This is a genomic window from Niabella beijingensis (assembly GCF_020034665.1).
Lineage (GTDB): Bacteria > Bacteroidota > Bacteroidia > Chitinophagales > Chitinophagaceae > Niabella > Niabella beijingensis.
This window is the reverse complement of record NZ_JAIQDI010000001.1, coordinates 3,586,421-3,610,998: the sequence shown is the minus strand read 5'-3', so window position 1 is coordinate 3,610,998 and position 24,578 is coordinate 3,586,421. Positions and strand designations below refer to the sequence as shown.

20 protein-coding genes are annotated in these 24,578 nt (G+C 46.3%); 11 read left to right on the top strand and 9 right to left on the bottom strand.

The window, feature by feature from the left end; translation table 11 throughout:
• Nucleotides 1–35 precede the first annotated feature (35 nt).
• Entirely contained in the window at nt 36–1,541 is a 1,506-nt protein-coding gene (locus K7B07_RS15185; protein ID WP_223711025.1) for a glutamate synthase subunit beta, read from the top strand.
• A 432-nt stretch (nt 1,542–1,973) separates the two neighbouring features.
• Here K7B07_RS15185 and K7B07_RS15180 read toward each other — a convergent pair whose 3' ends face one another.
• On the bottom strand, nt 1,974–3,644 hold the full coding sequence (locus K7B07_RS15180; protein ID WP_223711023.1) for an OmpA family protein: 1,671 nt from the start codon (nt 3,642–3,644) through the stop codon (nt 1,974–1,976).
• Nucleotides 3,645–3,843: 199 nt separating this feature from the next.
• Between K7B07_RS15180 and K7B07_RS15175 the strand changes: the two genes are divergently transcribed.
• The 6 genes from K7B07_RS15175 (at nt 3,844) to K7B07_RS15150 (ending at nt 8,523) form a co-directional block, all read left to right on the top strand.
• Nucleotides 3,844–4,806: a polyprenyl synthetase family protein gene (locus K7B07_RS15175; RefSeq protein WP_223711021.1), complete on the top strand. Its 963-nt coding sequence runs from the start codon at nt 3,844–3,846 to the stop codon at nt 4,804–4,806.
• A gap of 48 nt (nt 4,807–4,854) precedes the next feature.
• A complete protein-coding gene (gene recJ / locus K7B07_RS15170) occupies nt 4,855–6,558 on the top strand; it encodes a single-stranded-DNA-specific exonuclease RecJ (RefSeq protein ID WP_223711019.1) in 1,704 nt (567 codons plus the stop codon).
• A gap of 224 nt (nt 6,559–6,782) precedes the next feature.
• Nucleotides 6,783–7,139, top strand: coding sequence for a 30S ribosomal protein S6 (gene rpsF / locus K7B07_RS15165; RefSeq protein ID WP_223711017.1), 357 nt, complete (start codon nt 6,783–6,785; stop codon nt 7,137–7,139).
• Between the two features lie 4 nt (nt 7,140–7,143).
• Nucleotides 7,144–7,407: a 30S ribosomal protein S18 gene (rpsR, locus tag K7B07_RS15160; RefSeq protein ID WP_114792984.1), complete on the top strand. Its 264-nt coding sequence runs from the start codon at nt 7,144–7,146 to the stop codon at nt 7,405–7,407.
• A gap of 120 nt (nt 7,408–7,527) precedes the next feature.
• Complete coding sequence (gene rplI / locus K7B07_RS15155; RefSeq protein WP_223711015.1) at nt 7,528–7,974, top strand: 50S ribosomal protein L9; 447 nt, start codon at nt 7,528–7,530, stop codon at nt 7,972–7,974.
• Between the two features lie 210 nt (nt 7,975–8,184).
• Complete coding sequence (locus tag K7B07_RS15150; protein WP_223711013.1) at nt 8,185–8,523, top strand: RNA recognition motif domain-containing protein; 339 nt, start codon at nt 8,185–8,187, stop codon at nt 8,521–8,523.
• Between the two features lie 157 nt (nt 8,524–8,680).
• On the opposite strand, the gene K7B07_RS15145 is transcribed toward K7B07_RS15150, so the two are convergent.
• Genes K7B07_RS15145 through K7B07_RS15130 form a run of 4 tightly spaced genes read right to left on the bottom strand, consistent with a single transcriptional unit; the run spans nt 8,681 to nt 15,529 of the window.
• Nucleotides 8,681–12,274, bottom strand: coding sequence for an efflux RND transporter permease subunit (locus K7B07_RS15145; protein ID WP_223711011.1), 3,594 nt, complete (start codon nt 12,272–12,274; stop codon nt 8,681–8,683).
• A 41-nt stretch (nt 12,275–12,315) separates the two neighbouring features.
• Nucleotides 12,316–13,515: an efflux RND transporter periplasmic adaptor subunit gene (locus tag K7B07_RS15140; protein ID WP_223711010.1), complete on the bottom strand. Its 1,200-nt coding sequence runs from the start codon at nt 13,513–13,515 to the stop codon at nt 12,316–12,318.
• 27 nt (nt 13,516–13,542) lie between these two features.
• Nucleotides 13,543–14,898, bottom strand: coding sequence for a TolC family protein (locus K7B07_RS15135; protein ID WP_223711009.1), 1,356 nt, complete (start codon nt 14,896–14,898; stop codon nt 13,543–13,545).
• Nucleotides 14,885–15,529 (bottom strand): TetR/AcrR family transcriptional regulator, encoded by a 645-nt coding sequence (locus K7B07_RS15130; protein ID WP_223711007.1) that lies wholly within the window; start codon nt 15,527–15,529, stop codon nt 14,885–14,887. Before K7B07_RS15130 ends, K7B07_RS15135 begins: the two co-directional genes overlap by 14 nt.
• Nucleotides 15,530–15,716: 187 nt before the next feature.
• On the opposite strand from K7B07_RS15130, the gene K7B07_RS15125 reads away from it, so the two are divergent.
• From K7B07_RS15125 to K7B07_RS15110, 4 genes are all read left to right on the top strand, one after another.
• The gene (locus K7B07_RS15125) at nt 15,717–16,340 is read left to right on the top strand and encodes a DUF502 domain-containing protein (protein WP_223711006.1); all 624 of its coding nucleotides are present in this window, start codon (nt 15,717–15,719) and stop codon (nt 16,338–16,340) included.
• 48 nt (nt 16,341–16,388) lie between these two features.
• The gene (locus K7B07_RS15120; RefSeq protein ID WP_223711004.1) at nt 16,389–17,609 is read left to right on the top strand and encodes a DUF1015 domain-containing protein; all 1,221 of its coding nucleotides are present in this window, start codon (nt 16,389–16,391) and stop codon (nt 17,607–17,609) included.
• A 258-nt stretch (nt 17,610–17,867) separates the two neighbouring features.
• Nucleotides 17,868–18,884, top strand: a complete 1,017-nt coding sequence (locus tag K7B07_RS15115) for a tetratricopeptide repeat protein (protein ID WP_223711002.1) — start codon at nt 17,868–17,870, stop codon at nt 18,882–18,884.
• A gap of 96 nt (nt 18,885–18,980) precedes the next feature.
• A complete protein-coding gene (locus K7B07_RS15110) occupies nt 18,981–20,765 on the top strand; it encodes an AMP-dependent synthetase/ligase (RefSeq protein WP_223711000.1) in 1,785 nt (594 codons plus the stop codon).
• A 172-nt stretch (nt 20,766–20,937) separates the two neighbouring features.
• Here the strand turns inward: K7B07_RS15110 and K7B07_RS15105 are convergent, their stop codons facing one another.
• The 4 genes from K7B07_RS15105 to K7B07_RS15090 are packed head-to-tail and all read right to left on the bottom strand — an operon-like array spanning nt 20,938 to nt 24,569.
• Complete coding sequence (locus K7B07_RS15105) at nt 20,938–22,305, bottom strand: MFS transporter (protein ID WP_223710998.1); 1,368 nt, start codon at nt 22,303–22,305, stop codon at nt 20,938–20,940.
• Entirely contained in the window at nt 22,305–22,967 is a 663-nt protein-coding gene (locus K7B07_RS15100; RefSeq protein ID WP_223710996.1) for a bifunctional 4-hydroxy-2-oxoglutarate aldolase/2-dehydro-3-deoxy-phosphogluconate aldolase, read from the bottom strand. The genes K7B07_RS15105 and K7B07_RS15100 overlap by 1 nt, the downstream gene beginning before the upstream one ends.
• Before the next feature lie 7 nt (nt 22,968–22,974).
• The gene (locus tag K7B07_RS15095; RefSeq protein WP_223710994.1) at nt 22,975–23,427 is read right to left on the bottom strand and encodes a NanQ anomerase/TabA/YiaL family protein; all 453 of its coding nucleotides are present in this window, start codon (nt 23,425–23,427) and stop codon (nt 22,975–22,977) included.
• Between the two features lie 8 nt (nt 23,428–23,435).
• Nucleotides 23,436–24,569: a Gfo/Idh/MocA family protein gene (locus tag K7B07_RS15090; RefSeq protein WP_223710992.1), complete on the bottom strand. Its 1,134-nt coding sequence runs from the start codon at nt 24,567–24,569 to the stop codon at nt 23,436–23,438.
• Between the last annotated feature and the right edge of the window lie 9 nt (nt 24,570–24,578).

Genomic DNA, 24,578 nt, shown 5'->3' with positions numbered 1-24,578 from the left:
TCCCGATAGCTATCGGGACTCAAATATCAAATTGAATGGGTAAACCAACAGGATTTTTAGAGTTTTCGAGAGAAACTCCCCAAAAGAAAGCAGTAACAGAGCGTGTTCAGCACTATAAAGAATTTGTTGAATTATTTCCTGAAGATAAACTAAACAACCAGGCCGCAAGATGTATGGACTGTGGTGTTCCTTTTTGCCACAGTGGTTGTCCGCTGGGTAATGTGATCCCGGAATTCAATGATGCCGTTTATCGTAAAGAATACAAGGAGGCATACGATATTTTAAGTTCGACCAATAATTTTCCGGAGTTCACCGGGAGGATATGCCCCGCACCCTGTGAATCGGCCTGTGTGCTGGGCATCAATCAGCCGCCGATCGCTATTGAAGAGATCGAAAAGCACATCATTGAAATCGCGTTTGATCGCGGTTTTGTTTCCAAAAAAGGCCCCAATATCCGTACTGGTAAAAAAGTAGCGGTAGTGGGCAGCGGCCCCTCTGGTCTTGCTGCAGCTGCTCAGTTGAACTATGCAGGACATAATGTAACAGTTTTTGAGCGGGATGAGAAACCCGGTGGGCTCCTCCGGTATGGCATTCCGGATTTCAAACTGGAGAAATGGGTGATCGACCGTCGTATCGAAGTAATGCAGGAAGAAGGTATTGAGTTCCGTTGCCACTCCAACGTGGGTAAGAATGTAAGTGTTCATGACCTGCTGCGCAATTATGATGCAGTGGTCTTGTGCGGTGGTAGCACAGTTCCCCGTAATCTTCCCATTCCGGGCCGCGAATTAAAAGGGGTGCATTTCGCCATGGATTTCCTGAAACAGAATAATAAACGCGTGGACGGAAAGGATTTTCTGGCGCACAGCGACATAGAAAGCAATATTTTAACAGGGGAAGTACTGGCGACAGGAAAGAATGTTGTGGTAATCGGAGGAGGTGATACCGGAAGCGATTGTGTAGGAACCAGCAACCGGCACAGAGCGGTTTCCGTAACACAATTTGAGTTATTACCCATGCCCCCTACAGAACGGACAGATATCATGCCCTGGCCCTCCTACCCCATGCTGCTGAAAACAACTACCAGTCATGAGGAAGGTGCCAACCGTCATTGGTCCATTGCCACCAAGGAATTTAAAGGCGATGACAATGGAAATCTTAAATCACTTGTTGTTGTTGATCTGGAATGGAAGACCCCTGAACCCGGAAAGCCTGCCCAGTTTACAGAGATCCCAGGCTCGGAGCGTGAAATGCCTTGTGAACTGGCATTACTGGCAATGGGATTTGTACACCCCCAACACCAGGGGCTGCTGGAAGAACTGGATACAGAGTTGGACAACAGGGGAAATGTAAAAGCCACCGAACAGGAATACAAGACCAATATACCCAAAGTATTTACTGCCGGTGATATGAGAAGGGGCCAAAGCCTGGTTGTATGGGCGATCAGTGAAGGGCGCGAATGCGCCCGGAAAGTAGACGAATTCCTGATGGGCCATTCCATTCTGGAGTCTAAGGAACAATCCGTTTTGATGTCTTTTGAATAAAAGCAGTTTATAAATAGATAAAGCCGGCTCGATTGGGCCGGCTTTTATTTTTGCCAGATTTATTGTAAAAAGATGGGGCAACTATTGGCGCTCACCAGATATGCAGCCTGCGCCGTTATAGAGCTTTTTACCGTATATTTTGTTGCCAGACTTCTCCTGGCCCCTGAAAGGCCCTCGAGGAATGAATACGCACCATGCAGTTCAATGAACCGAAATTGTTATGCCAATAAAAGGTATTCGATCTGTTGCGTTGATGGTGTTATTCTACTTAATGTCCCATCTGCTTAAAGCACCATCAGCAGCCTTTGCAGCCTTGCTGTAACGGCTCCCAGCACCTCGAAAATCGAGGATCATTAATTTAAGGGGGAGTGGACACATAACAAAAACCCCTCCCAAGCGGGAGGGGTTTATATTTGTTATAGCAAAAAGTTACTATTTTTTGCGAAGATTCGGATGAGGAGGAGCCACAGTGTTGGGTCCATCTTCACCAGGAGCTGCTGCACGGATATCTACAGTGTCGCAGTCGCCACCTTCCTGACCAGAAGAGAAGATAAATCTGTCTCCGCTGATGCCTTCTTTTTCCTGTAAGTGAGTGATCACTTTATTTACGTGATCCCAGCTTAACTGCTGTTGACGTTTTGTAGCAGCGCAGTAGCCAACCACAACAACTTTACAGTTCGGGTTTGCTCTCAGCTTGGAAGCTACAGTAGCTAAAGTAGCAGTAGCATCGTCAGACAGTTTGTTAGAGTTTGCATTGAAATGTACGCTGGGCAGAGCACCTAATTGTGTAGCACAGTCGTCATTTTTAACAACACCACACTCAGGGCCAGGGCAGGGACATTTACCAACACCATCTGCATCAACCGGCTGACAAATAGTTGGAGTGATCAGTTCTTTATCTTTACAATCAGGAACGCCATCACCATCTGTATCGCGGCTTACACCATGTGTATCAACCGGGCAACCAGCAGGAGTTTGCTCTTGGTCGAATTGGTCAGTTACACCGTCTCCATCAGAATCAGGAAGAACGATTTCAGGTACACGACGCAGTTCACCGTAAGCATAGTTCAGCGGGTTCAACCAGTACAGGGGCTCAACTCTTTTGGATTTGTTACCCAGGTTAAAGTTCAGACCTACAGTCAGGTAGTTGAAGAAATCTTTGTCGGAAGACAACACACCTGTAGTTCCTGGGACACCTTGCTCTGTCCAGCGCTGGCCATCTAACAGGTCAGAAGCTTTCAGATTAAAGATTACGCGATCTTCAATTGCCAGGTTTACACGGGGAGAAAGTCTGAAGGCGATACCAGCACCTGCTGTTGCAGAAGGAGTGATATAACCAGCAAATGTTTTGCTCCATTTTACACTTGGATCTCTTTCAGCAGGAGACTCATAAGAATCGTCAAACAGATCTTTTAAACGATCCAGTTCATCTTTTTTGTTCGGCTGATCTTGAGTTCCACCAGAGAAGGAATAGGGACTGTTACCATTCAGCGCGTTCACAGTAGTTCTAAAAGTATTAACACCACCACCGATCAGTGCATAGATCGTAGCACCAGTCTGCGCTTTATAGAAACGAATATTGCCTAAATTAAACAGCGCCTGTAAAGAAAGATCCTGAGATTTTGTGCGATAGTTGTTATAGATACGATCAGTGTACCCTGCTGCTGCCCACGGATTTCCAGTACCAGCTCCGGGTCGATAGCTATTCGGGCTGGAAGGTCTCCAGTTCAGGCCAGCAGCGCTACCATAAACATACTCTAATCTCAAAGACATTACATGTCCCAGAGACTTACGGATATGTCCACCAAAACCATAAGATTTTAAAAAGCGTGCATCTACATCACCGTTTACAGTGAAAGATCCACCTTTAATACCGATTTCCCACATGTCTTTCGGTTTAGCGGGATAATCGCTTGTACCAACCATGAAATCATTATGCTGTTGCAGTTTTTTGCCAGAATAATAATTCGAGTCAGTAACAGAATAAGTACCGTACAGCGGATGAGGCGCTGTGTACGGATGCGAAGGGCTTACCTGGGCAAACCCTGTAGACGCAATCAGGCAGCCTAGACCTGCCAATAATGTGTACTTTTTGCTTGTCATAACTAAGGATTAAGATTTAAAAACGATTTCCTAAAATGAATAGCAAATTTAGAGCCATTTCTTAAATAAACAAATTTTTAACCAAAAAAAATAATAATTTTTTCACTGTTTCTTCTTTATTTTCAATTAAAAATGAGTGCTTTAAATCCTCCTTATTTGGCGGATTTAGCCTTATTTTGCCCCTAATTATGTGTTGACAATGAAGCTTCCCACATCCCTTATAAAAGTTGAGTTAGAAAACTTCGAAGAGCGTTTTAACCAGTCTGTCAAGAGCAATACGCCCCTTTTGGACCGGATTATGCGCTATATTGTTAAAAGGAAAGGTAAACAATTACGGCCGATGTTTGTTTTTTTGTCCGCCAAACTGTTCGGCCCTACCACTGAGGCGACCTACAGAGCCGCCTCCCTCGTGGAGATCCTGCATACAGGATCGCTCGTACATGATGATGTGGTGGACGATTCCTATGAAAGAAGGGGCTTTTTTTCGACCTACGCATTATGGAAAAACAAGGCCTCCGTGCTGGTTGGCGATTATCTTTTTGCAACCGGGCTCCTGTTATCACTGGAACATGGCGACTACCGGATGCTCCGGATCATGTCCGATGCCATCCAGAAAATGGCTGAAGGTGAATTGCTGCAGCTGGAAAAAGCCCGGTCGCTCAACCTGAAAGAAGCGATCTACTACGATATCATCAAAAATAAGACGGCCTCCCTCCTCGCTTCCGCCTGCAGCGCCGGCACCTGGTCGGTCACGGAAGATGAGGAATCCACTGAGAAAGCAAGACTTTTCGGTGAAAAAACGGGAATTGCCTTTCAGATAAAGGATGACCTCTTTGACTATGCCAGCGAAGATGTAGGAAAACCTACAGGCAATGATATTAAGGAAAAGAAAATGACACTCCCCCTGATCTATACCCTTAATAACACGGATAAGAGCACCCGGCAAAAAATCATTAATATTGTGAAAAATAATAATAATGACAAACAAAAAGTGCAGTGGATTCTAAATGTGGTAAAAGAAACCGGCGGAATTGACTATGCAACCGCTAAAATGAATGCATATAAAAATGAAGCCCTGGCCATTTTAGAGACCTGCCCTGACAATGAATACCGGAACGGTCTGATCGATCTGGTAAATTACGTAACCGAACGAAAATACTAAAGCAGATGTTGCTGCTTCGAACCCGGAGCAAACAGAAGCCTTTCTGGCATGAAGAAACGTTGGAACATACAGCAACCAAACGAAAATGAAGTCGCAGCCCTGCAGGAAGCGCTCAAAATCAATCCTGTGCTTTGTAAAATCCTGGTACAACGGAACATTAAAACCTTCAATGAGGCTAAGGATTTTTTCCGTCCGCAGCTCCAGCATATCCATAGTCCCTGGCTGATGAAGGACATGCAAAATGCCACGGACCGGATACTCCGGGCATTTGAAAATAAGGAGAGGATACTCGTTTTTGGCGACTATGATGTAGATGGCACCACCTCAGTAGCGCTCCTCTACCGCTTTCTGAAAACACAGCACAACCTGGTTGATTTCTACATCCCCCACCGGTATAGGGAGGGATATGGTGTCAGTAAAGCAGGAATCGATCATGCCAAAGAAAACGGATGTACCCTTATCATTGCACTGGATTGCGGGATAAAATCGGTTGATCTCGTGGCTTACGCTAATACCCTTCGTATCGATTTTGTGATCTGCGACCATCACCTGCCGGATGAGATCATACCCCAAGCCGTGGCAATTTTAAATCCCAAACAAAAAGATTGTCCTTATCCTTATAAAGAACTTTGCGGCTGCGGCGTGGGTTATAAGCTGGTTACAGCACTTTGCGAAAAACTGGGATTGCCTTCCGGATTTCCGTATCAATACCTGGACCTGGTAGCTACCGCTATTGCTGCCGACATCGTTCCCATAACCGGGGAAAACCGGATCCTTGCGTATTACGGTCTGGAAACCGTCAACCGTCTGCCGAATACCGGTATCAAAGCCCTGGCCTTTCTGAGTGAAACACGGTTTCCCCTATATATCCATAATCTCGTATTTATGATCGCGCCCAGGGTCAATGCAGCCGGTCGTATGGATGATGCACGTAAAGCGGTACAGCTTTTTGTGGCAGCTACTTATGAGGAAGCACTCTCCTATGCAGAGTTATTGCATAGCGATAACAGCGAGCGTAAGGAGGCCGATTCCAGCATCACCGAAGAAGCATTGAAGCTCATTGTACAGAACAGCGAATGGCGCTCGCGTAAATCTACTGTCGTATATCAGCCACACTGGCATAAAGGAGTGGTGGGCATTGTTGCTTCGCGACTCATCGAGCATCACTACCGCCCTACCGTGGTGCTGACGGAAAGCGGGGACTACGTGGCAGGAAGTGCCAGAAGTGTTCCCGGGTTCAACCTGTATGAGGCCATCCATGCCTGTCGTGAATACCTGATCGGCTACGGAGGCCACTTTGCAGCTGCGGGTCTCACCCTAAACAAAGCCAATATTGAGCTGTTTCGCGAAAAGTTTGAAGAAGTAGTTGCCTCAAGTATTCCCGAAGAACTGCTGGTACCGGAGATCCTGATCGATGCTGAAATCACCTTCCCCGAAATTACCCCGGCTTTTTATGGTATTGTCCGGCAAATGGAGCCATTCGGCCCCGGTAATATGACACCCGTTTTTATTGCCCGGAATGTAACCGACAGTGGCTTCAGCCGTATCGTCAAAGAAAACCACCTGCGCTTTGTGGTACAGCAAAAAGGCATTCAGCTCACCGGGATTGGCTTTAACATGGCGTCAAAATTCCCCCTCCTCCAAAGCCGGCAGCCTTTTGACCTCGTGTTCAAAATAGAGGAAAATGAATGGCAGGGACAGAAAAACCTGCAGCTAAAAGTAGAAGATATACGGCCATCAGAAGAATATTGAGGTGTTTAATATTTACAATTCATTAATAATCAATGATGAGAAGTGTAATAATAAGGCCCCGACAATCTTTCCAGGTTGAGAATGTCTCATCCCGCCCCGTTGACTGCTGGTAAAAACAGGTGGCCGCCTAAATAAGCCGTGATAAAATCAGAAATTTCCTATCTTTGCAGCCCCTTAGGAAAACCCTGAGGTTATTTATTTTTTATTAAAAAACAATTTGGGTAATGAACAATTATGAATTGATGGTGATTTTTACCCCGGTTTTAAGCGAAGATGAGTTCAAAGCTGCGCAGAAAAAGTTTGCCACCCTGGTAACTGAAGCAGGCGGAACCATCGTGCATGAAAATCCCTGGGGACTGAAATCACTGGCGTACCCGATCCAGAAAAAAACCACTGGTTTATACTGGGTTCTGGAATACACTGCGCCATCCGACTTCAATGAAAAGCTGAAAATCCAGCTTTTACGTGACGAGAATGTACTTCGTCACCTCTGCACTAAACTCGATAAATTCGCCGTTGAGTATAATGCAAAAAAGAATAGTGGCGTAAAAACAGGAACCGAAAAAGCAGTGGAGGCTTAATATTATGGCAAAGAATGAAATCAAATATCTGACGGCCATTAAGACCGACAAACGCGTTAAGAAGTTTTGTCGTTTTAAAAAATATGGCATCCGCTATGTGGACTACAAAGACATTGAGTTTTTGAAAAAGTTCCTGAACGAGCAAGGTAAACTGTTACCCCGCCGTTTAACCGGAAACAGCCTGAAATTCCAGCGTCGTGTTTCTGATGCGGTTAAGAAAGCCCGTCAAATGGCTTTATTACCCTACGTAACAGATCTTTTAAAATAGCCCTGACCGGATCATGTGCAATGATCCGTAAGTCAAGCAATTAGTAACCATCCCTAACTCCCGTTTTTCGGGAAGACAGTCACAATCATCGATTGGGCGCCGGGAGCTAAAAAAATAACAATGGAAGTAATTCTGATCCAGGATGTGGATAATCTGGGTGCTATCAACGAGGTAGTAACCGTAAAAAACGGGTATGCCCGTAATTATCTGATCCCCCGTAAATTAGCTGTAGAAAACAGCAACAGCAACAAAAAACAGCTGGAAGAGCGGTTGAAACAGGCCCGCAAAAAAGAAGAAGCAATGCTGGCCGAGATCAATAGCGTTATCGCTAAATTAAACGCTGCTCCTTTAAAACTGGGTGCAAAAACCGGAACCAGTGGTAAGATCTTCGGAAGTGTGACCAACCTGCAATTAAGCCGCGCCATCCGCGAGCAAAAAGGTTATGAGATCGATCGCAAGAAGATCCACATTTCTGATGATATTAAAGAACTGGGTACCTATAAAGCGACGATTGATTTCGGCGCAGGTCACAGTACAGCGGTTGAATTTGAAGTTGTAGCAGAATAATACCTGTTTTTTAAAGTTTTATAAAAAAACACACCATTTTGGTGTGTTTTTTTTGTTATTTCCCCCAAAAAAAAATTTGATGGCAAAGAAATTAGCCTATATTTGATATAGAATACAGTGTTCTTTCAGTAAAAAGCTTCAGAATATTTTTAATGTTCATTGAATTTGGTACTGTTTTAGCACTCTTTTATTTTTTTAAATTCAAATAAAATGAACATTTACGTAGGAAACCTAAGCTGGAACCTGAAAGACCAGGATCTGCAAAACTTATTCGCTCCTTATGGGGAAGTAACATCTGCAAAAATTGTAGCTGATAAGTTTACAAACAGAAGCAAAGGCTTCGGGTTTGTAGAAATGGCTTCTGATGAAGAAGCAAAAGCTGCCATCGATGCATTAAACGGCACTGAGGTTGATGGCCGGAACATTGTTGTGAACGAAAGCCGTCCGAAAGAAGGTGGCTCAAGCAGCGGTGGCTTTAAGAAAAGAAGCTTTGGCCAGGGCGGCGGCGGATACAACAAAGGCGGTGGCGGATACCGCGATCGGTACTAATTTATTTTCGTAACGATACGAAAGCCCCTTACAGGGGCTTTTTTTATTGGGATCAGTGAATGAATGGTCTTATAAAAGCAACAATCCGCTTATACAAAAGCAAACGGTGATCTTTGAGGGATCACCGTTTGTCATCTATTCAAAGGTTAATGGTTATCTAAAACCAGCTTCCGACAAAAGCTTCGTTCACTTTATCTTTTTGATTGGCCAGCTTCAATCTTCTCCGGTACACTTTTTTGCCCTGTATAAACCGGGAAATGATCATCATAATAAAGAAGATGAAGATGAATGGCGGTATTCCCATAAACGAAACCCATTTTCCACCATAAGTATTCCGCATCGGCCTCCGGAGCCTTTCGGCTATCAGATACATGCTTGGCACCAGCACCAGGGTCATAAAGAAGGCAAATGCCAGACCGAAAATGATGGTCCATGATAGTGGTTTCCAGAAAGCTGCGTTATCGCCTCCAAAGAAAATATGAGGATTGAGGCTGGAGAACAGGGTAACAAAATTGAGGTTAAACCCTACCGCCAGTGGAATCAATGCCAGGATGGCGGCCAATGCCGTCAGCAGTACCGGGATGATACGCGTTTTACCCGCCTGTATCACTGCTTCACGGGTCTTTAATCCCCGCGCCCGCAACTCGTCGGCAAACTCGATTACCAGGATCCCGTTTTTAATTACGATACCCGCAAGTCCCAGGATACCAACCCCTGTCATTACCACAGAAACGGTCATTCCTGTTAATGAGAAGCCCAGCAGCACACCGATAACGCTGAAGATGATCTCTGTAAGAATGATCACTGCCTTACTTACGGAATTGAATTGTAATACCAGGATGGCCAGGATGATGGCCAGGGCGATCACCAGGGCCTTACCCAGGAATGCTCCTGTTTCGGCCTGCTGTTCCCCCTCACCGGTCTGTTTGATCGTAACGCCGTCTTCTACCCCTTTAAAGTTAGCGATATGACGTGTCAGTTCCTGGTTAACCGCAGTGGGCGTATAGCCTTGTGTAAGCAATACATTCGACCGCAGGGTGATCATACGTTTCTGATTCTTACGCTGCACACTACCAAGCGTATTCGTATAATCCACCTTAACCAGGGAGGCGATGGGCACCTGTTTGAACTGACCGGAAGACATATCCATAAATGCCACTTTCATGTTCAGCAGATCCACGAGGTTTTTCCGTTGCAGTTCATTGTTGCGTACCTGGATCTTATATTCATCCTCCCCTTCTTTTATTTTACTCGCTTCAAAGCCAAAGAGCGCCGTACGGATCTGTTGTCCGATCTGAGCGGAGGACACCCCTTCTGTCAGGGCCCGCTGCCGGTCAACCGTAAGCGAGATCTCCGGACTCTTGAGGTCAATGTCCATTTTCAATTCCTCCACACCAGGAGTATTGATACTGTCGAGATAATTCTTCAGATTTACTGCGGTCTTTATCAGGTTATCAAAATCCTCACTGGCCACTTCTATATTCACCGGCGGATCAGTGGGCGGGCCATTGGCTTCTTTATCTACCGATATCTCTGCACCGGGAATGCCTTTCATTACCGCCCGGATGCTATCCAGGTAGGGTGCAGAGCTTTGGCCATGCCGTTTTTCAAACTCCACAAAAGATACCTGTATACGCCCCAGCTCACTCCGGGTGCTTCTGTCGCCGCTGTTCGGATCTGCTGCACCCACAGCAACGTTTGTAATTACACTCTCCACAATAGGATTGGTCTTGTTTTTGGCAGGATCCATTTCCAGTACCTTAAACACCTTCTGCTCCAGCTGCCTTGTAATACTGTCAGTATATTCCACCCTTGTACCCGTAGGCAGTTTGAGGTATACATAGATCTGGTTCGGATCCGCACCGGGAAAGAATACCGGTGATTTTCCGACAGCCCCAAACAGTACCAGTGAGAAAAAGAACATACCCACCGCACCCAGCAGCAACCATACCGGCCGCCAGCCGTGCAGGGCCCAGCGCAGCAGGGTTTCATAATGCCCCATGATCCAGGGCAGCACCCTGTTCTGAAAACTATGTATCCAGCCATCGAAGAAATAACGATTGAGTATTACAAGAATTACAATAAATAAAATGATATTTCCCAGGAAGGGCGCACCGGCTAGATCCAGCAAAATGCCTAATCCGATAGCGATCCAGAAAAAAGGCTTTTTAAATAATGCTGATTTGGGCTCTTTGTTTTCATGCTCTTCGTGGTTCATGAAATCCACAGCGAACACCGGGTTCATAATAAAGGCCACGATCAGCGAGGCCGTCAGCGTAAAGATGAGCATCAGCGGCAGGTACACCATGAACTTACCGATAATACCCGGCCAGAACAACAGCGGGAAGAAGGGCGCCAGCGTGGTAAGTGTACCCGCCAGAACGGGATACCATACTTCTCCGGCAGCCATACGGGCAGCCACAGTACTGCTGACCTTCCCTTTGCCTTCCACAAAGATCCGGTGCGTGTTCTCGATCACCACTATCGCATCATCCACAATGATCCCCAACCCAAATAACAGCGCAAAGAGTACGATAAAGTTCAGGGTGATATCCGACCCCACAACCAGACTTCCGAAAGGAAGGAAGATAAACGCCACAAACATACTCAGCGGCACACTCAATGCCACGAAAAATGCGTTGGTGACCCCCATAAAGAACATAAGGATCATTAATACGAGGATAAACCCGATGACAATAGAGTTTACCAGGTCATTAAAAGAAGTACGGGTGCTGTTACTGGAATCACCTGTTACACGTACATCCAGATCCTTCGGCAGGTAATTGGCCTTGGCTTCTTCCGCGATCTTTTTTACTGCATCACTGGTCTCGATAAGGTTCTCCCCGCTTCTTTTAATGATGTTCAGCGTGATCACATTTTTCCCGTCCAGCCGCGCATAGCTGTCCCGGTCTTTGATCGTATCTTTAATAACCGCAATATCCTTCAGATAAATGGCAGCACCTTTAGTATTCCGTACCAGCACCTGCTCAATATCTTCCTTGGTTTTGAACTGTCCTTTTAATTGAAGGTTCCGCTGCATATTACCCACATCCAGCTGTCCGCCGGATATATCCATGTTTTCATATTTGATCGCATCGGAAATATTCGTAAAAGTGATCCCGGCAGCCTGCATACGCGCATTGTCCACATTCACCTGGAACTCCCGCTCCGGTGCACCCACAAGATCTACCCGGTTGATCTGCGGCAGCTCTTCCAGCTTGTCCTGCAGGTCATCCGCAAACTTTTTCAACCGCTGCGCGTCGTAATCGCCACTCAGGTTCACATACATGATCGGCACCTCCGAGAAACTGATTTCCATTGCGGTCGGCTCCTGCGTAAGATCTGTCGGCAGATCCTGTTTGGCCTTATCCATGGCATCCTTCACCTTCTGGACCGCCACATCCACTTTTACATCGGTCCCAAATTCAACCGTGATCGCCGAATAATCCTGCACAGAGGTACTGGTAACCTTTGTTATTTTGGCCCCCGTGATCCCCTTGATCTGTTTTTCGATCGGCTGCGTCACCAGGTTCTCCATGTCCTTGGGCGAGTTTCCCACATAGATCGTGGAAATGTATACGGTAGGGATCACAATATCCGGGAACTGTTCTTTAGGTAATGTTACAAACAACATTACCCCCCAGCCGGATACCACCAATATTAATAAGTATATAAAAGTCCGGCTCCGGATCGCCCAGGACGTCGGGCCGAACTCTTTAAATTTTTCTTTAAAATTCTCTAATGCTGACATAACATTTTTTTATGCGTTATCGTATCGCGCCTGTAAAGCAATTATTTTCCGGTAGTGATCAACTGGCCTTCATACAGGCTCTGGAAGCCTTCTGTGATCAGTTGGTCGCCTGCGTTCAATCCGCTCTTCACTTCCAGGCGATCGCCATACAGCTCACCGACAACTATTGTTTTTTTCCGGGCCACCAGTTTACCTTTTTCGTTCACCGCCAACAGCACATATTTTCCTTTATCATCCGTTTGCAGTGTGTTAACAGGAATAGTAATGGCATCTGGCCGGCTGTAGTCCATGATCTGCACGCGGGCGATCTGATTTGCTTTGATGGCCGGATCACTGGGGATCGCCACTTCCATATTAAAGGTCCGCGATACCGGGTCTACCAGACGGCTGATCACTGAAGCCTTCCCTGTGATTTGTTTATTGCCGGCATCCGGCAGCGTCACCACTACCTGGGATCCGGTCTTAACGCGGTCGATGTACGATTCCGGTACTTTTACAACGATTCGCAGATTTGATGTATTTACAATGGATACCTGGGGAGATGTGCCGGCCATTCCCGCAAAGGCCTCGCCAACCCTCACATTCAGCTGATCTACCACTCCGCTTATATCTGCTGTAACATTGGTAAAGGAAAGCTGCTCCTGAGCTTGTGCAACCTGCGCTTCCGCTGCCCGCAACTGGCTGGTAAGGGCCTCTACATTGGTTTTGGCCTGAAGCACCTGCATTTCGGTACCAATATTGCTGGCCCAGAGATTTTTCTGCCGCTCATAGGTTGTCTGTGCCAGCTTCAGTTGAGCCTTTATCTGGCCGGTCTGCTGCTGTGCCGCATTTACCTGCTGGCGGTAGATAGCATCATCCAGTTTGAGCAGGGCCTGTCCTTTGCGCACCTGGTCGCCCTGTTTTACATATATTGCTCTTACAACACCGCCCTGGATCTTGGGAGCTACATAAGCACTATTTCTTGCATCAACCGATCCCTGAAGGTCGATATAATGATTGAAGGCATCTGTACCGATGGGCGCTACAGCCACCAGCTTCGATTTCAATGTTGTTGAATCCAGCTTGCCTAATTCTTCCTCTAATTTGGCCAGCTCATCATTGTTCTTTTTTTGCTCGGCTTTCAGTTTCTCGATCTTTGCCTTGAGGTCACCTATCCGCCCTTTTTCCTTCCCGCCTCCGCAAGAATAAAGCATCACTGCAAAAGCAGTTATTGTTAATGTGGTTTTTAAAACGCTGCGCATAAAATATAGTATTAAATAGTTTGGACTTTAAAATTTACCGGTTGCCTTCAGGTAATCTACCTTGGCAACTACTGCATTATAGAGGGCATTGTAATAATTGGTTTGAGCTGTCTGCAACTGCACCCTTGCATTGTCGATTTCGATCTGACTGCCGGTACCTACTTCATATTTTTTCTTGGTCTGGTTGTACACATTTTCTGCCAGTACCATATTTTGTTTTTGATAATCCATATCGGTCAGCGCCGACTTAAAGGTATTCATTGCAGAATCCCTTTGCATATCGATGCTCAGTTTGAGCGCCTCCACCTGGTTTTCTGTTTGCTGCAATTTTATTTTTGCTTGCGCAATTTTGGCATTGGTGGCAAAGCCGCTGAATATAGGAATCGATAACTTTAATGTTGCTGCACTAACCGGGAACCAGTAGGCACTTGAGCTATACATGTCCCCGAACCGGTTAGCCTGTGTCATCTGGTTCCAATATCCATTCAATGACAGCGTTGGAATTTTACTTCTCTTATAACGCTGTACATCATATTCATTCAGTTTTACTCCCAATAATGCCGCCTGATAATCTCTTCGCCGGCTGTAGTCAAACGTTCCATCTTCTAAAATATCTTCTTTCAAACTTTCATCTGTAAGCGTATCTGTAAGCACCAGCTGTTCGCGAACGGGCATTCCCATCAACACTTTTAATCCCAGGTATCCGTTATTAACAGAGTTAAGTACCTGGTTCTTCTGAGACCGGAGGTTTGCCAATTGCACATCCAGTTTATCAATATCCAGTTTTTCTGCAAACCCGTTATCATACATGATTTTCGTATCATTCCTGTTTTTCTGAACGAGGGCCAGGTTTGAATCGATCAGTGCTACCTGTGTTTTGCTCACCACCAGCTGGTAGTACACCTTGGCAATTGTCTGCCGGATTTGTTCTTCAGTAACCTCCGCCGTTTTTGCTTTATAATCGATCAGTGTCTTTCTCGCCTGCAAACCGGTAAAAACCTGACCGTCAAAAAGGATCTGGCTGATTGACACGCCGCCCATGCTGCTCCATTTTACACCAAAAGACAAACGGGTATCCTCTGTTGTGGGAGGTGTGCCGGGCATAAAAACGGTTCCCGCCGGGATAATGGAAACGGGTAATTTGAAATTATCTACAACCTCACCGCTCGCGTTGATCTGCGGATAAGCGCTGCCGGTCACCTCACGGTTTACCTGTTCCTGTAACTTGATATCCAGCAGGGCATTTTTTACCTGCACATTATGTTTCTGCCCGTAATCCAGCGCCTGCTGTAATGTAAAGTAATGGGTGCTGTCCTGTGCCCTTCCGCTGCCTGCCATCACCAGCCCAACGATGGTTAATACCATCAGCCTAATCTTTTGCATCTGAACTATTTTTTGGTTTATGTTTTTTATATTTTTCGATCAATTTCTGCCCTTTGGGGGTCGCCATTCCGTAAAGGAAAAAGTAAAATATCTCCAGCTGAACCCGGAACAAGCCTTCCTTCACCCTGCCATAAAACTCCGGCATAAAAAGAATGTCGATGCTGCCAACCCGGAACTGGGCGATGATATCGATATTCAGATCCTCCCGGTAAAGCCCCTCTTCGATCCCGCGTTTGATATTATTAACAATAATATCATAAATGAACTCGCTCTTATATTCAACAAACCGTTTATAGGCCTTGGGATGATACTTTTTCAGATCATTCATTAATACAGGGTTCATATTGCGGAACAATTCCGATGTCTGGTCAATGGCCAAAAAGCCCTCCTGTATGGCATTTTCCGACAACCGGTGAAACTTTTTGCATTGCGTACAGTTCTCAATCAATGCCACTTCGATCGCTTCCGCTACCAGATGGTCCTTGTCGGTATAGTACTGATAAATGGTTTTCTTGCTGCTGCCAACGGCCGCCGCAATATCGTCCATGCTTACACTGCGGGTACCGTACTGCATAAACAGCTGCAGGGCTTCACTCCGTATATGAACCTTATTTTCGTTTTCGGCTTCCATTTGCGATGCGAAACTATGGAAACTTTTTGAACTCTTAAAGTTTCCATAGTTTTTTTCAAAAAACTTAACCGAAGTTATTATACGACTCTTTTCCGGCGCTGTCCATACCGGCAAACGGTATTTTTTTACCGGTGAACCGCCGGAAAAAACAACTCAGACGGGCAACCTGTTGAAAAACATTCTATTTTTGCCGGAAATCATGGCCACGGCGAATTATAAAAAGGAAGACAGTATCATAAAGCGGTTGTTCCGCTATTTTCTCCAGGGACTCATTATCCTGGCTCCCATTACGATTACGATCTATATACTTTACCAGCTTTTTAACTGGGTAGACAACCTGTTGCGGCCCGTAATGGTGATACCGGGACTGGGGTTTCTGACCATCCTCCTCTTCGTGATCTTTATCGGCTGGATCAGCTCTTCCCTGATCATGGAAGCCGTCATTAACTTTTTTGACCACTGGCTGGAACGTACTCCCGGCATCAAGCTGCTCTATACCTCGATCAAGGATTTTTTCAAAGCCTTTGCGGGCGATAAAAAGAAATTTACCAAACCGGTATTGGCCAACATCTTTAATGAAGATATCTGGATCGTGGGATTTATCACCGATGAGGAAATGGAAAAATTCAACCTGGGCGTCAATATGATCGGCGTTTATGTACCCCAGGCCTATAACTTTGCCGGGCAGCTTTATATCCTTCCGAGGGAACGCGTTCGTATGATCGAGGACATTACCCCCGGCGATGCCATGAAGTATACTGTTACCGGTGGCGTGGTGGAAATGGAGAAACCGGGTACAGCTCCGCATTGATCCAAAAAAATTACACAATCGATTAAAACAAACAACTATAATCACATTATGTCAGTTATCAAACCCTTTCCGGCACTGCGCCCCGATAAAGCAGTAGCCGCCAAAGTTGCGTCCCGTCCTTATGATGTATTAAACAGTGAAGAAGCCCGGGAAGAAGTTAAAAACAATCCCGAATCTTTTCTACACATTACAAAAGCAGAAGTGGATCTTGCCCCGGATGTTCCGCTGCACAGCAGCACCGTGTATGAAAAAGCCAAGGAAAACCTCGCAGCTTTTCAACAAAAGGGCCTGCTTTTTAAAGAAGACAAACCCTGTTATTATATCTATCAGCTGATTATGGACGGAAGAAGCCAAACCGGGCTGGTAGCGGCATCTGCAGTTTCGGATTATGAAAACGGCCTGATAAAAAAGCATGAGTTCACCCGGCCGGAGAAAGAACAGGACCGCATTAACCATATGAGCACCATCGAAGCACAAACCGGCAAGGTGTTTCTTGCCTATAATAATGTAGCCGAACTGGACGCCCTGATCGATCAATGGAAAAAAGAGCATGCTCCTGAATATGATTTTACTGCTGAAGACGGCATCCGGCATACTGTCTGGGTGGTAAATGACGACGCTGTAATTGAGCAGATCACTACTTTATTCCGAGAAAAAGTTCCAGCCACCTATATTGCCGACGGTCATCACCGCGCAGCCTCTGCCGCCAAGGTTCACAAAGCGTTGCCCAACAGTGCAGAAGCGGCTTATTTCCTCACCGTTATCTTCCCGGCGGCGGAACTTGCTATATTGGATTACAACCGCGTGATCAAAGACCTTAACGGACATACTACGGAAAATTTTATAGCGGCGCTCCATGAAGACTTTGAAGTGACCGCCTCCGAAACTGCCGTAAAGCCCGGCCGGCTGCACGAGTTCGGAATGTACCTCGACGGGAAATGGTATTTGCTGAGGAGCCGGCCGGGTACCTTTACAGAAGATCCCATCGGCATCCTGGATGTATCCATACTGGCCGAAAATGTACTGGACAAGTTACTGGGAATAAAAGATCAGCGCACTGATAAGCGCATCGATTTTGTTGGCGGCATCCGGGGTATCCAGGAGCTGGAAAAACGTGTGAACAGCGGCGAAATGAACGTGGCATTCAGCCTGTACCCTGTTACCATCCAGCAGCTGTTTGACATTGCTGACAGCGGCGAAGTAATGCCTCCGAAAAGCACCTGGTTTGAGCCTAAGCTCAGGGACGGCTTACTGACGCATTTATTGTAGCAGCTGACTGCCTACACACTGATTTAAGATACCGCCCTGCATCCCGCACCGGCGGTATTTTTGTAGACACCGATAGCACAGGGATCTTTCGCAGAAAAAGGCTATGATGCCCAATTTGTTAGGAAAAATAAAAATTATGGCGCTACCACCCTTTGTTCTATTTTTACGTCCTCTATTCGGTGGTTCGGCTTATTTTTTGCTAAATAACCAGAAAGCATTTAAACAGGCTGTTAATCAGTTATTTAAAAATATAAAAAAATGAAGAAGATTTTTACCGCGGGCCTTTTTTTAATGGGAACCGTTATGGCGTTTGGTCAGGATGAGATTGCTTCCATGCGCGAAAATGCAAGAAAATTCATGTTGTCGGGTGATATGGATAACGCAGTACTGGTATTGAACAAGGCTGCCCAGACCGATAAAAACAACATCGATGTTCAAAAGGACCTGGCCCTGGCCTACTATTATAAAAAGGACTATGCCAAGGGACTGGAGATCATCAAACCGGTAATAGCTTCAGAGAATGCAGATGTAGCTGCTTACCAGCTGGCAGGAACACTTTACCGCGGCACCGATAACGGCAAAGAAGCGGAAAAGATCTATAAAACAGCTATCGAAAAATTCCCGAAACAGGGACCGCTTTACAGCGAGTACGGCGAAGTGCTGGAAATAATGAAAAACGGAACAGCGGCCATCTCCATGTGGGAAAAAGGAATGGAAATGGCCCCCTCCTACAGCGGTAACTACTATAATGCAGCTGTTTATTACTACAAACAGCCGGAAGGGAAAATATGGGCCATCCTCTACGGTGAGATCTATGCCAATATGGAAAGCCTGAACCCAAAATCCGGTAACATAAAAAAAATGGTGCTGGATGCCTATAAGGAATTGTTCTCCGGAAATCTTTCCCAAACTGCATCAAACACGAAAAATGAATTTGCCAAAGCAGTACTGGAAACCTTTGCACGCCAATCGGGCATCACCGCGCAGGGACTGACGCCGGAAACCCTCGCCATGATCCGCACCCGTTTTGTGCTGGACTGGATCAACAATTACAACAAAAAATATCCTTACCGCTTATTTGAATACCACCAGCAATTAATGAAGGATGGCATTTTTGATGCGTACAACCAGTGGATGTTCGGTCCTGTAAACAATCAGTCGGCTTTTGAAACCTGGGCCAGCAATAATAAAACGCTTTACGATAAATTTACCGAGTTTCATAAATCCCGCGTGTTTAAAATGCCGGCGGGGCAGGTTTATTCCAACCGGAAATAAGACTTTTACTTTCAACATTGAACCACTTCACTACCGGAGTGGTTTTTTATTTACCGGATTTTTCTTAAATTGTATATTAGAACTAAATGATAGCTAATGAATTTCCCTGCTTACAGATTGTTTGATGCGATTGCCCACCAATTGAAACATTTTCCCAAGCCGGATATGCTGAATGCAAAGATCAACGGCAGTTGGAAATCTTATTCAACAAAGGAGGTCCGTGCCATTGTTGACCAGCTATCGTTGGGATTGCTCCAAAAAGGGGTCCATGGGAAAAATACATCCGCCGAGGAAAGTGACAAAATCGCCATCATCAGCCAGAACCGGCCGGAATGGGTATTTACGGACCTGGCAGTACAGCAGACCGGGGCCATTCTTATCCCGATTTACCCTACCACCAATCCTCATGAACTGGAGTTTATCCTGAATGAATCGGAGGCCAAATTCATTTTTGTAAGCAACCGGGAGCTACTGGATAAAGTGCGCTCTGTTAAAAGTAATTTTTTGCGGGGCATTTATTCATTTGATGAAATTGAAGGAACACCGCATTATTCGGCATTGTTTGTCCCGGTAACGGAGGAACAGGAGGCTACCCTGACAATAGCAAGGGAGCAGTACAGTCCGCAGCATACCGCCACCATTATCTATACCTCCGGTACCACCGGTACTCCAAAGGGAGTTATGCTGAGTCATGAAAACATTGTCAGCAACATTTATTATTCAAAGGCCAGCTTTCCTTTTCCGGATCAGCCGCAGACCCGCACGCTGAGTTTTCTGCCGCTGAATCATATTTTTGAAAAGATGATCACCTACCTGTACCTGTTCAGCGGTATCAGCATCTATTATGCCGAGAGCATGGAAACCATTGCCGATAATCTAAGAGAAATCAAACCGGATGGTTTCACTACGGTACCCCGGCTGCTGGAAAAAGTGTATGAAAAGATCATGCTCAAAGGAAAGGAGCTGACCGGGATCAAAAAGAAATTATTCTACTGGAGTGTAAATCTCGGTACCCAATACGATAACCGGGCCGGTAAGGGCGCTTTTTACAAATGGCAGCTGGGGATCGCCCGCAAGCTGGTGTTCAGCAAATGGCGCGAAGCCCTGGGCGGACGCATCCGTTTTATTATCACCGGCGGTGCGGCGGCACCAGAGCGGCTGCTCCGCATTTTTAATGCGGCAGGCATTCCTGTTTATGAAGGTTACGGCCCAACAGAGCACAGTCCGGTCATTTGTGTCAACCGGGAAGAAACCGGAGGCACTTATTATGGCACAGTAGGCCCTCCCATTGAAGGCATTGAAGTAAAAATAGCGGAAGATGGAGAGATCCTTGCCAGAAGCGCCTGTGTAATGCAGGGGTACTATAAACATCCCGAACTAACAGATGAAGTTGTAAAGGACGGCTGGCTCTATACGGGTGATATCGGCGTTTGGGTGGAAGACCGTTTTTTAAAAATCACCGACCGTAAAAAGGAGTTGTTCAAAACCAGCGGCGGAAAATATGTGGCCCCGCAGCCTATCGAAAACAAAATGAAAGAAAGCAAATTCATCGAGCAGATCATGGTAGTGGGCAATGACAAAAAATTTGTAAGTGCGCTGATCGTTCCCTCGTTTCATGCGGTGAAAGACTGGATGCAGGAGCAGAAACTGGAGATCGGCAGCAATGAGGCCATTGTGAAGGATCCTAAGGTACATGAGCTCTTCCGGTCGGTCATCGATCACCACAATGTCAATTTTAATCACATCGAGCAGATCAAAAAATTTGAATTGCTGCCAAATGAGTGGAGCGTGGATACCGGTGAAATGACCCCGAAACTGAGCCTGAAGCGGAAAGTGATCCTGGAAAAGTTCAAAAAGGAAATTGAGGGCATCTACACTTAGTTTCATTATCGACCGATTACCGGCAATACCAGCATTCCTGCTGCCCCGTCTATTGCGTTATGCAGCTTCAAAACCCGAAGCAGTTCTCCCATAACTAACGATAACCGTAAGTCAATAAAATAAAAAACTCCCGGAACCTGCCGGGAGTTTTTATTTATACTGTATCCTGATTTTACAGATCCGTGATCGGCTTATATTTTGGCACCAGGGATTTCATAATGATCCAGGATAATACATACGCAATGGCACAAAATCCAAAGATGATAGCGTACCCGGTTTCTATGTGTCCCAGCGCTTTATAATAGTCAAATAATTTTCCGCTTATCAGCGAAACGACCACACCGCCGATCCCTCCGGCCATTCCACCAATACCCGTTACAGAAGCTACCGTTTTCTTGGGGAACATATCTGAAACGGTTGTAAAGATATTGGCACTCCAGGCTTGGTGAGCAGACGCACCGATACCGATCAGCAATACGGGCACCCAATAACTGATGTGTCCAAGGGGTTGTGCCAGTAACACCAGCAAGGGGAATAATGCAATCAGGATCATGGCACGCATCCGTCCGTCGTATGCATGGTATCCCTTTTTGATGAAATACATCGGGAACCAGCCGCCGCCAATGCTGCCCACCATCGTCATGCTGTATAATACAAAAAGGGGAAGAGCCAATGCCTGTCCTGTTAAGCCGTATTGTGCTTCCAGGTATTTGGGCAGCCAGAACAGATAAAACCACCATACCCCGTCTGTAAGGAATTTTCCGATAGCAAACGACCAGGTCTGCTTATAACCCAGCAATTTAAACCAGGGTACTTTTGCACCGGGAACTGCAGCGGACTGATTGGTATTTTCATCCACATCGCTTTGAATATAGGCCAGCTCCTCCTGCGACAACCGCTTCTGCTTTTCCGGGATATCATAATAATAAAACCAGAACAGGAGCCAGAGAAAGCCAATAGCACCGATGATAATAAAAGTAGATTCCCAGCCCCAGTGTCCTGCTATCCAGGGAACGGTTAACGGTGCCAGTATCGCCCCCAGATTTGTTCCTGAATTAAAGATGCCCGTTGCAAGGGAACGTTCCTTTTTGGGAAAATATTCGGCCGTGGCCTTGATCGCAGCCGGAAAGTTTCCGGCCTCACCAAAACCCAGTACCGCCCGGGCGATCATAAACCCGATAATGGACACCGGAACTGCCGCGATACCAAACCAGCTTAATACCGTGTTGGCGGCATGACCGATATTTACTGCTTCCGCATGCATGATCGCACCAACCGACCAGATGATCAACGCCCAGGCATAGCCCCATTTTGTTCCTAATTTATCTACGATACGTCCTGCAAACAGCATGGACAATGCATATACAAACTGAAATACCGCGGTTATATTTCCATAGTCACTGTTTGTCCATCCAAACTTATGTGTCAGTTCCGGTGCTAACAAACTCAGCACCTGCCGGTCCAGGTAGTTCACCGTCGTGGCAAAGAACAGCAGTCCGCAGATCGTCCATCTGTATTTTCCTATGGCTTTTTGCATCATTATTTACTTTTTATTGATTGGATCGTATTTAAAACTGCGGCTGTGGCCTGCTCAATAGCGGCGTAATCTTTATCCGCCATCAGTGATTTGCTCACCAGTTTGCTTCCCATACCTACCGCACACACACCGGCTTTAAACCAGCTTTCGATATTTTCCTTTGTGGTATCCACACCACCTGTAGGCATAAACAGTAATTTGGGGAAAATATCCCTGATCGTTCCCAGGTATTTTGGCCCCAGCATATCCCCCGGGAACAATTTTATAAACTTCACACCTGCATTCTCAGCAGCGATGATCTCGGTGGGTGTCATACAACCGGGCGCGTAGAAAATATTTTTTTCCGCCGCAAACGCCGCGATCTCCGGAACAAAACCAGGGCTTACAAAAAAATCGGCACCTGCTTCAAGATAGCTTTCTGCATCCTCCCGGTTCTTTACAGTGCCAATTCCCAGCAGTAGGCCCTGCATTTCGCTGTCGCGGATTGCAACCAGTTTTTTAAAATTATTGTATGCAGCTTCTCCACGGTTGGTGTATTCTACCGCGCGCACGCCCGCCCGGTGTAAGGCACGCAGCACTTCAATACTTACGCTTTCATCCGCGTTAAAATACAGGGGCAGCATACCCTGTTCAATAATGGTATTAATTGTTTGTTGTACGGCCATTTTCTACTTATGCTTTTATTTTTATTACTAATTTTTTAATCACCGCATCTCCGATCATCGGTGCATGCACATCCTCAGGAAAAAAGACAACAAACTGCCCGGAATTCAATGTAAAAAACAGATCCGGTGCGTCCTTATAGAATTGCACATCTTTCTCAGGATTGTAGTCACCATTCGGCGTATGGCAGTTTTGACGCGGCTTCCAGCCGATCCGTTCCACACCGCTGATCACATACTGAATATCGATAAACTGATTGTGGCATTCAAACTTTTCCAGCGATGCCTCCTGTGTTTTTCCGGGTGCTTCAGAAACGATCGCCTTCACTGCGTCCGCCTCCACGATATAAGTACCGGCGACTGCCTGTTCCAGATCCGTCTGGCGTATATAATCAAATGCTTTTTTAAATAATGAATGCAGCGTTTCATATTTTGCGGCATTCTGAATCGTATCAATAACCATACTGTTTTTTATTTAATCGTTGTTTTTCCCAGGCCGGTGCCCGATTTCAGATAGACCGTCTTTCCGCTTCTGGCTGAAGTGCGGGCGGCATCCAGGATCTCCACTACCGTAACATTTACCGGCAGTTCATACAGATCATCGGGGTCCTGTTTCAGGGTTCCCCTTATCACACCTGCAAAAACCGCAAAAGGATCTTCAAACGGCGGCGGCCGGCGCGCCAGTTTTTGCGTGGTTTCCGGCTCTTTTGCATTCAGGCGGCTCCTGACCGTTGTAGCATCTACCGCTATGGCATATCCCTTTGTTCCGTAAACTTCCATATCCTTACGGCTGAAGGTCCAGCTCCAGGAAGCCTGGATCACACACTGCAGTTCCGGGTATTGCAGGATAATGGTTGCTTCATCTTCTACTTTCGGATATCGGTCCGGCCGGTTCTGATGGGTCACTGCCGTTACAGAAACCGGACGTTGTCCTTCCATCAGCCAGGTCATGAGATTGGCGCCATAACAGCCAAAATCCGTCAGCGCCCCGCCTCCGTTCTTTACCGGGTCGGTAAGCCAGGAAACAAAATGACGGTTCATCGCCCAGGGCCCTTCATGCCCATCATTTACGATCACTTTCCGGAGCTGCCCCAGCCGGCCATCTTTATAACAATCCCTAACATACTGATTGCTTGCGTACCAGGAGGTCTCAAAATTCGTCAATACTTTTATCCCGTACTGCTTTGCCAGGCGCTCTATTTCCAGGGCATCCTTATACGTGGTAGCCAAAGGTTTTTCCACCATTACAGGTATGCGGCGCGGCGCACCTGCCCGTACTGCCGTTATATGCTCGTTAACCGGGCCAAATGCCATTACGCCTTCCGGCTTTACTTCATCAAGCATTTTTCCCAGATCGGAATAGAAGAGCGTTTCCGGCAGTTTATAACGCTCCCGGAACTCCCGGATACGGTCTGCATTGGTTTCATAAATACCAACAATTTCGATATCCGCGTTGTGCTTGCTGTTATAGATCCAGTCACTATGCCCGTGTGTGATCCCCGCTATAGCAAGCCGAACGGGCTGTTGTGCCGCAGCATTCAAAACAGACAGCATGCTCAATGCAACAAAAAGCAGTAATCGCTGTATCGTCTTAGCAGTATTCATAAACACCGG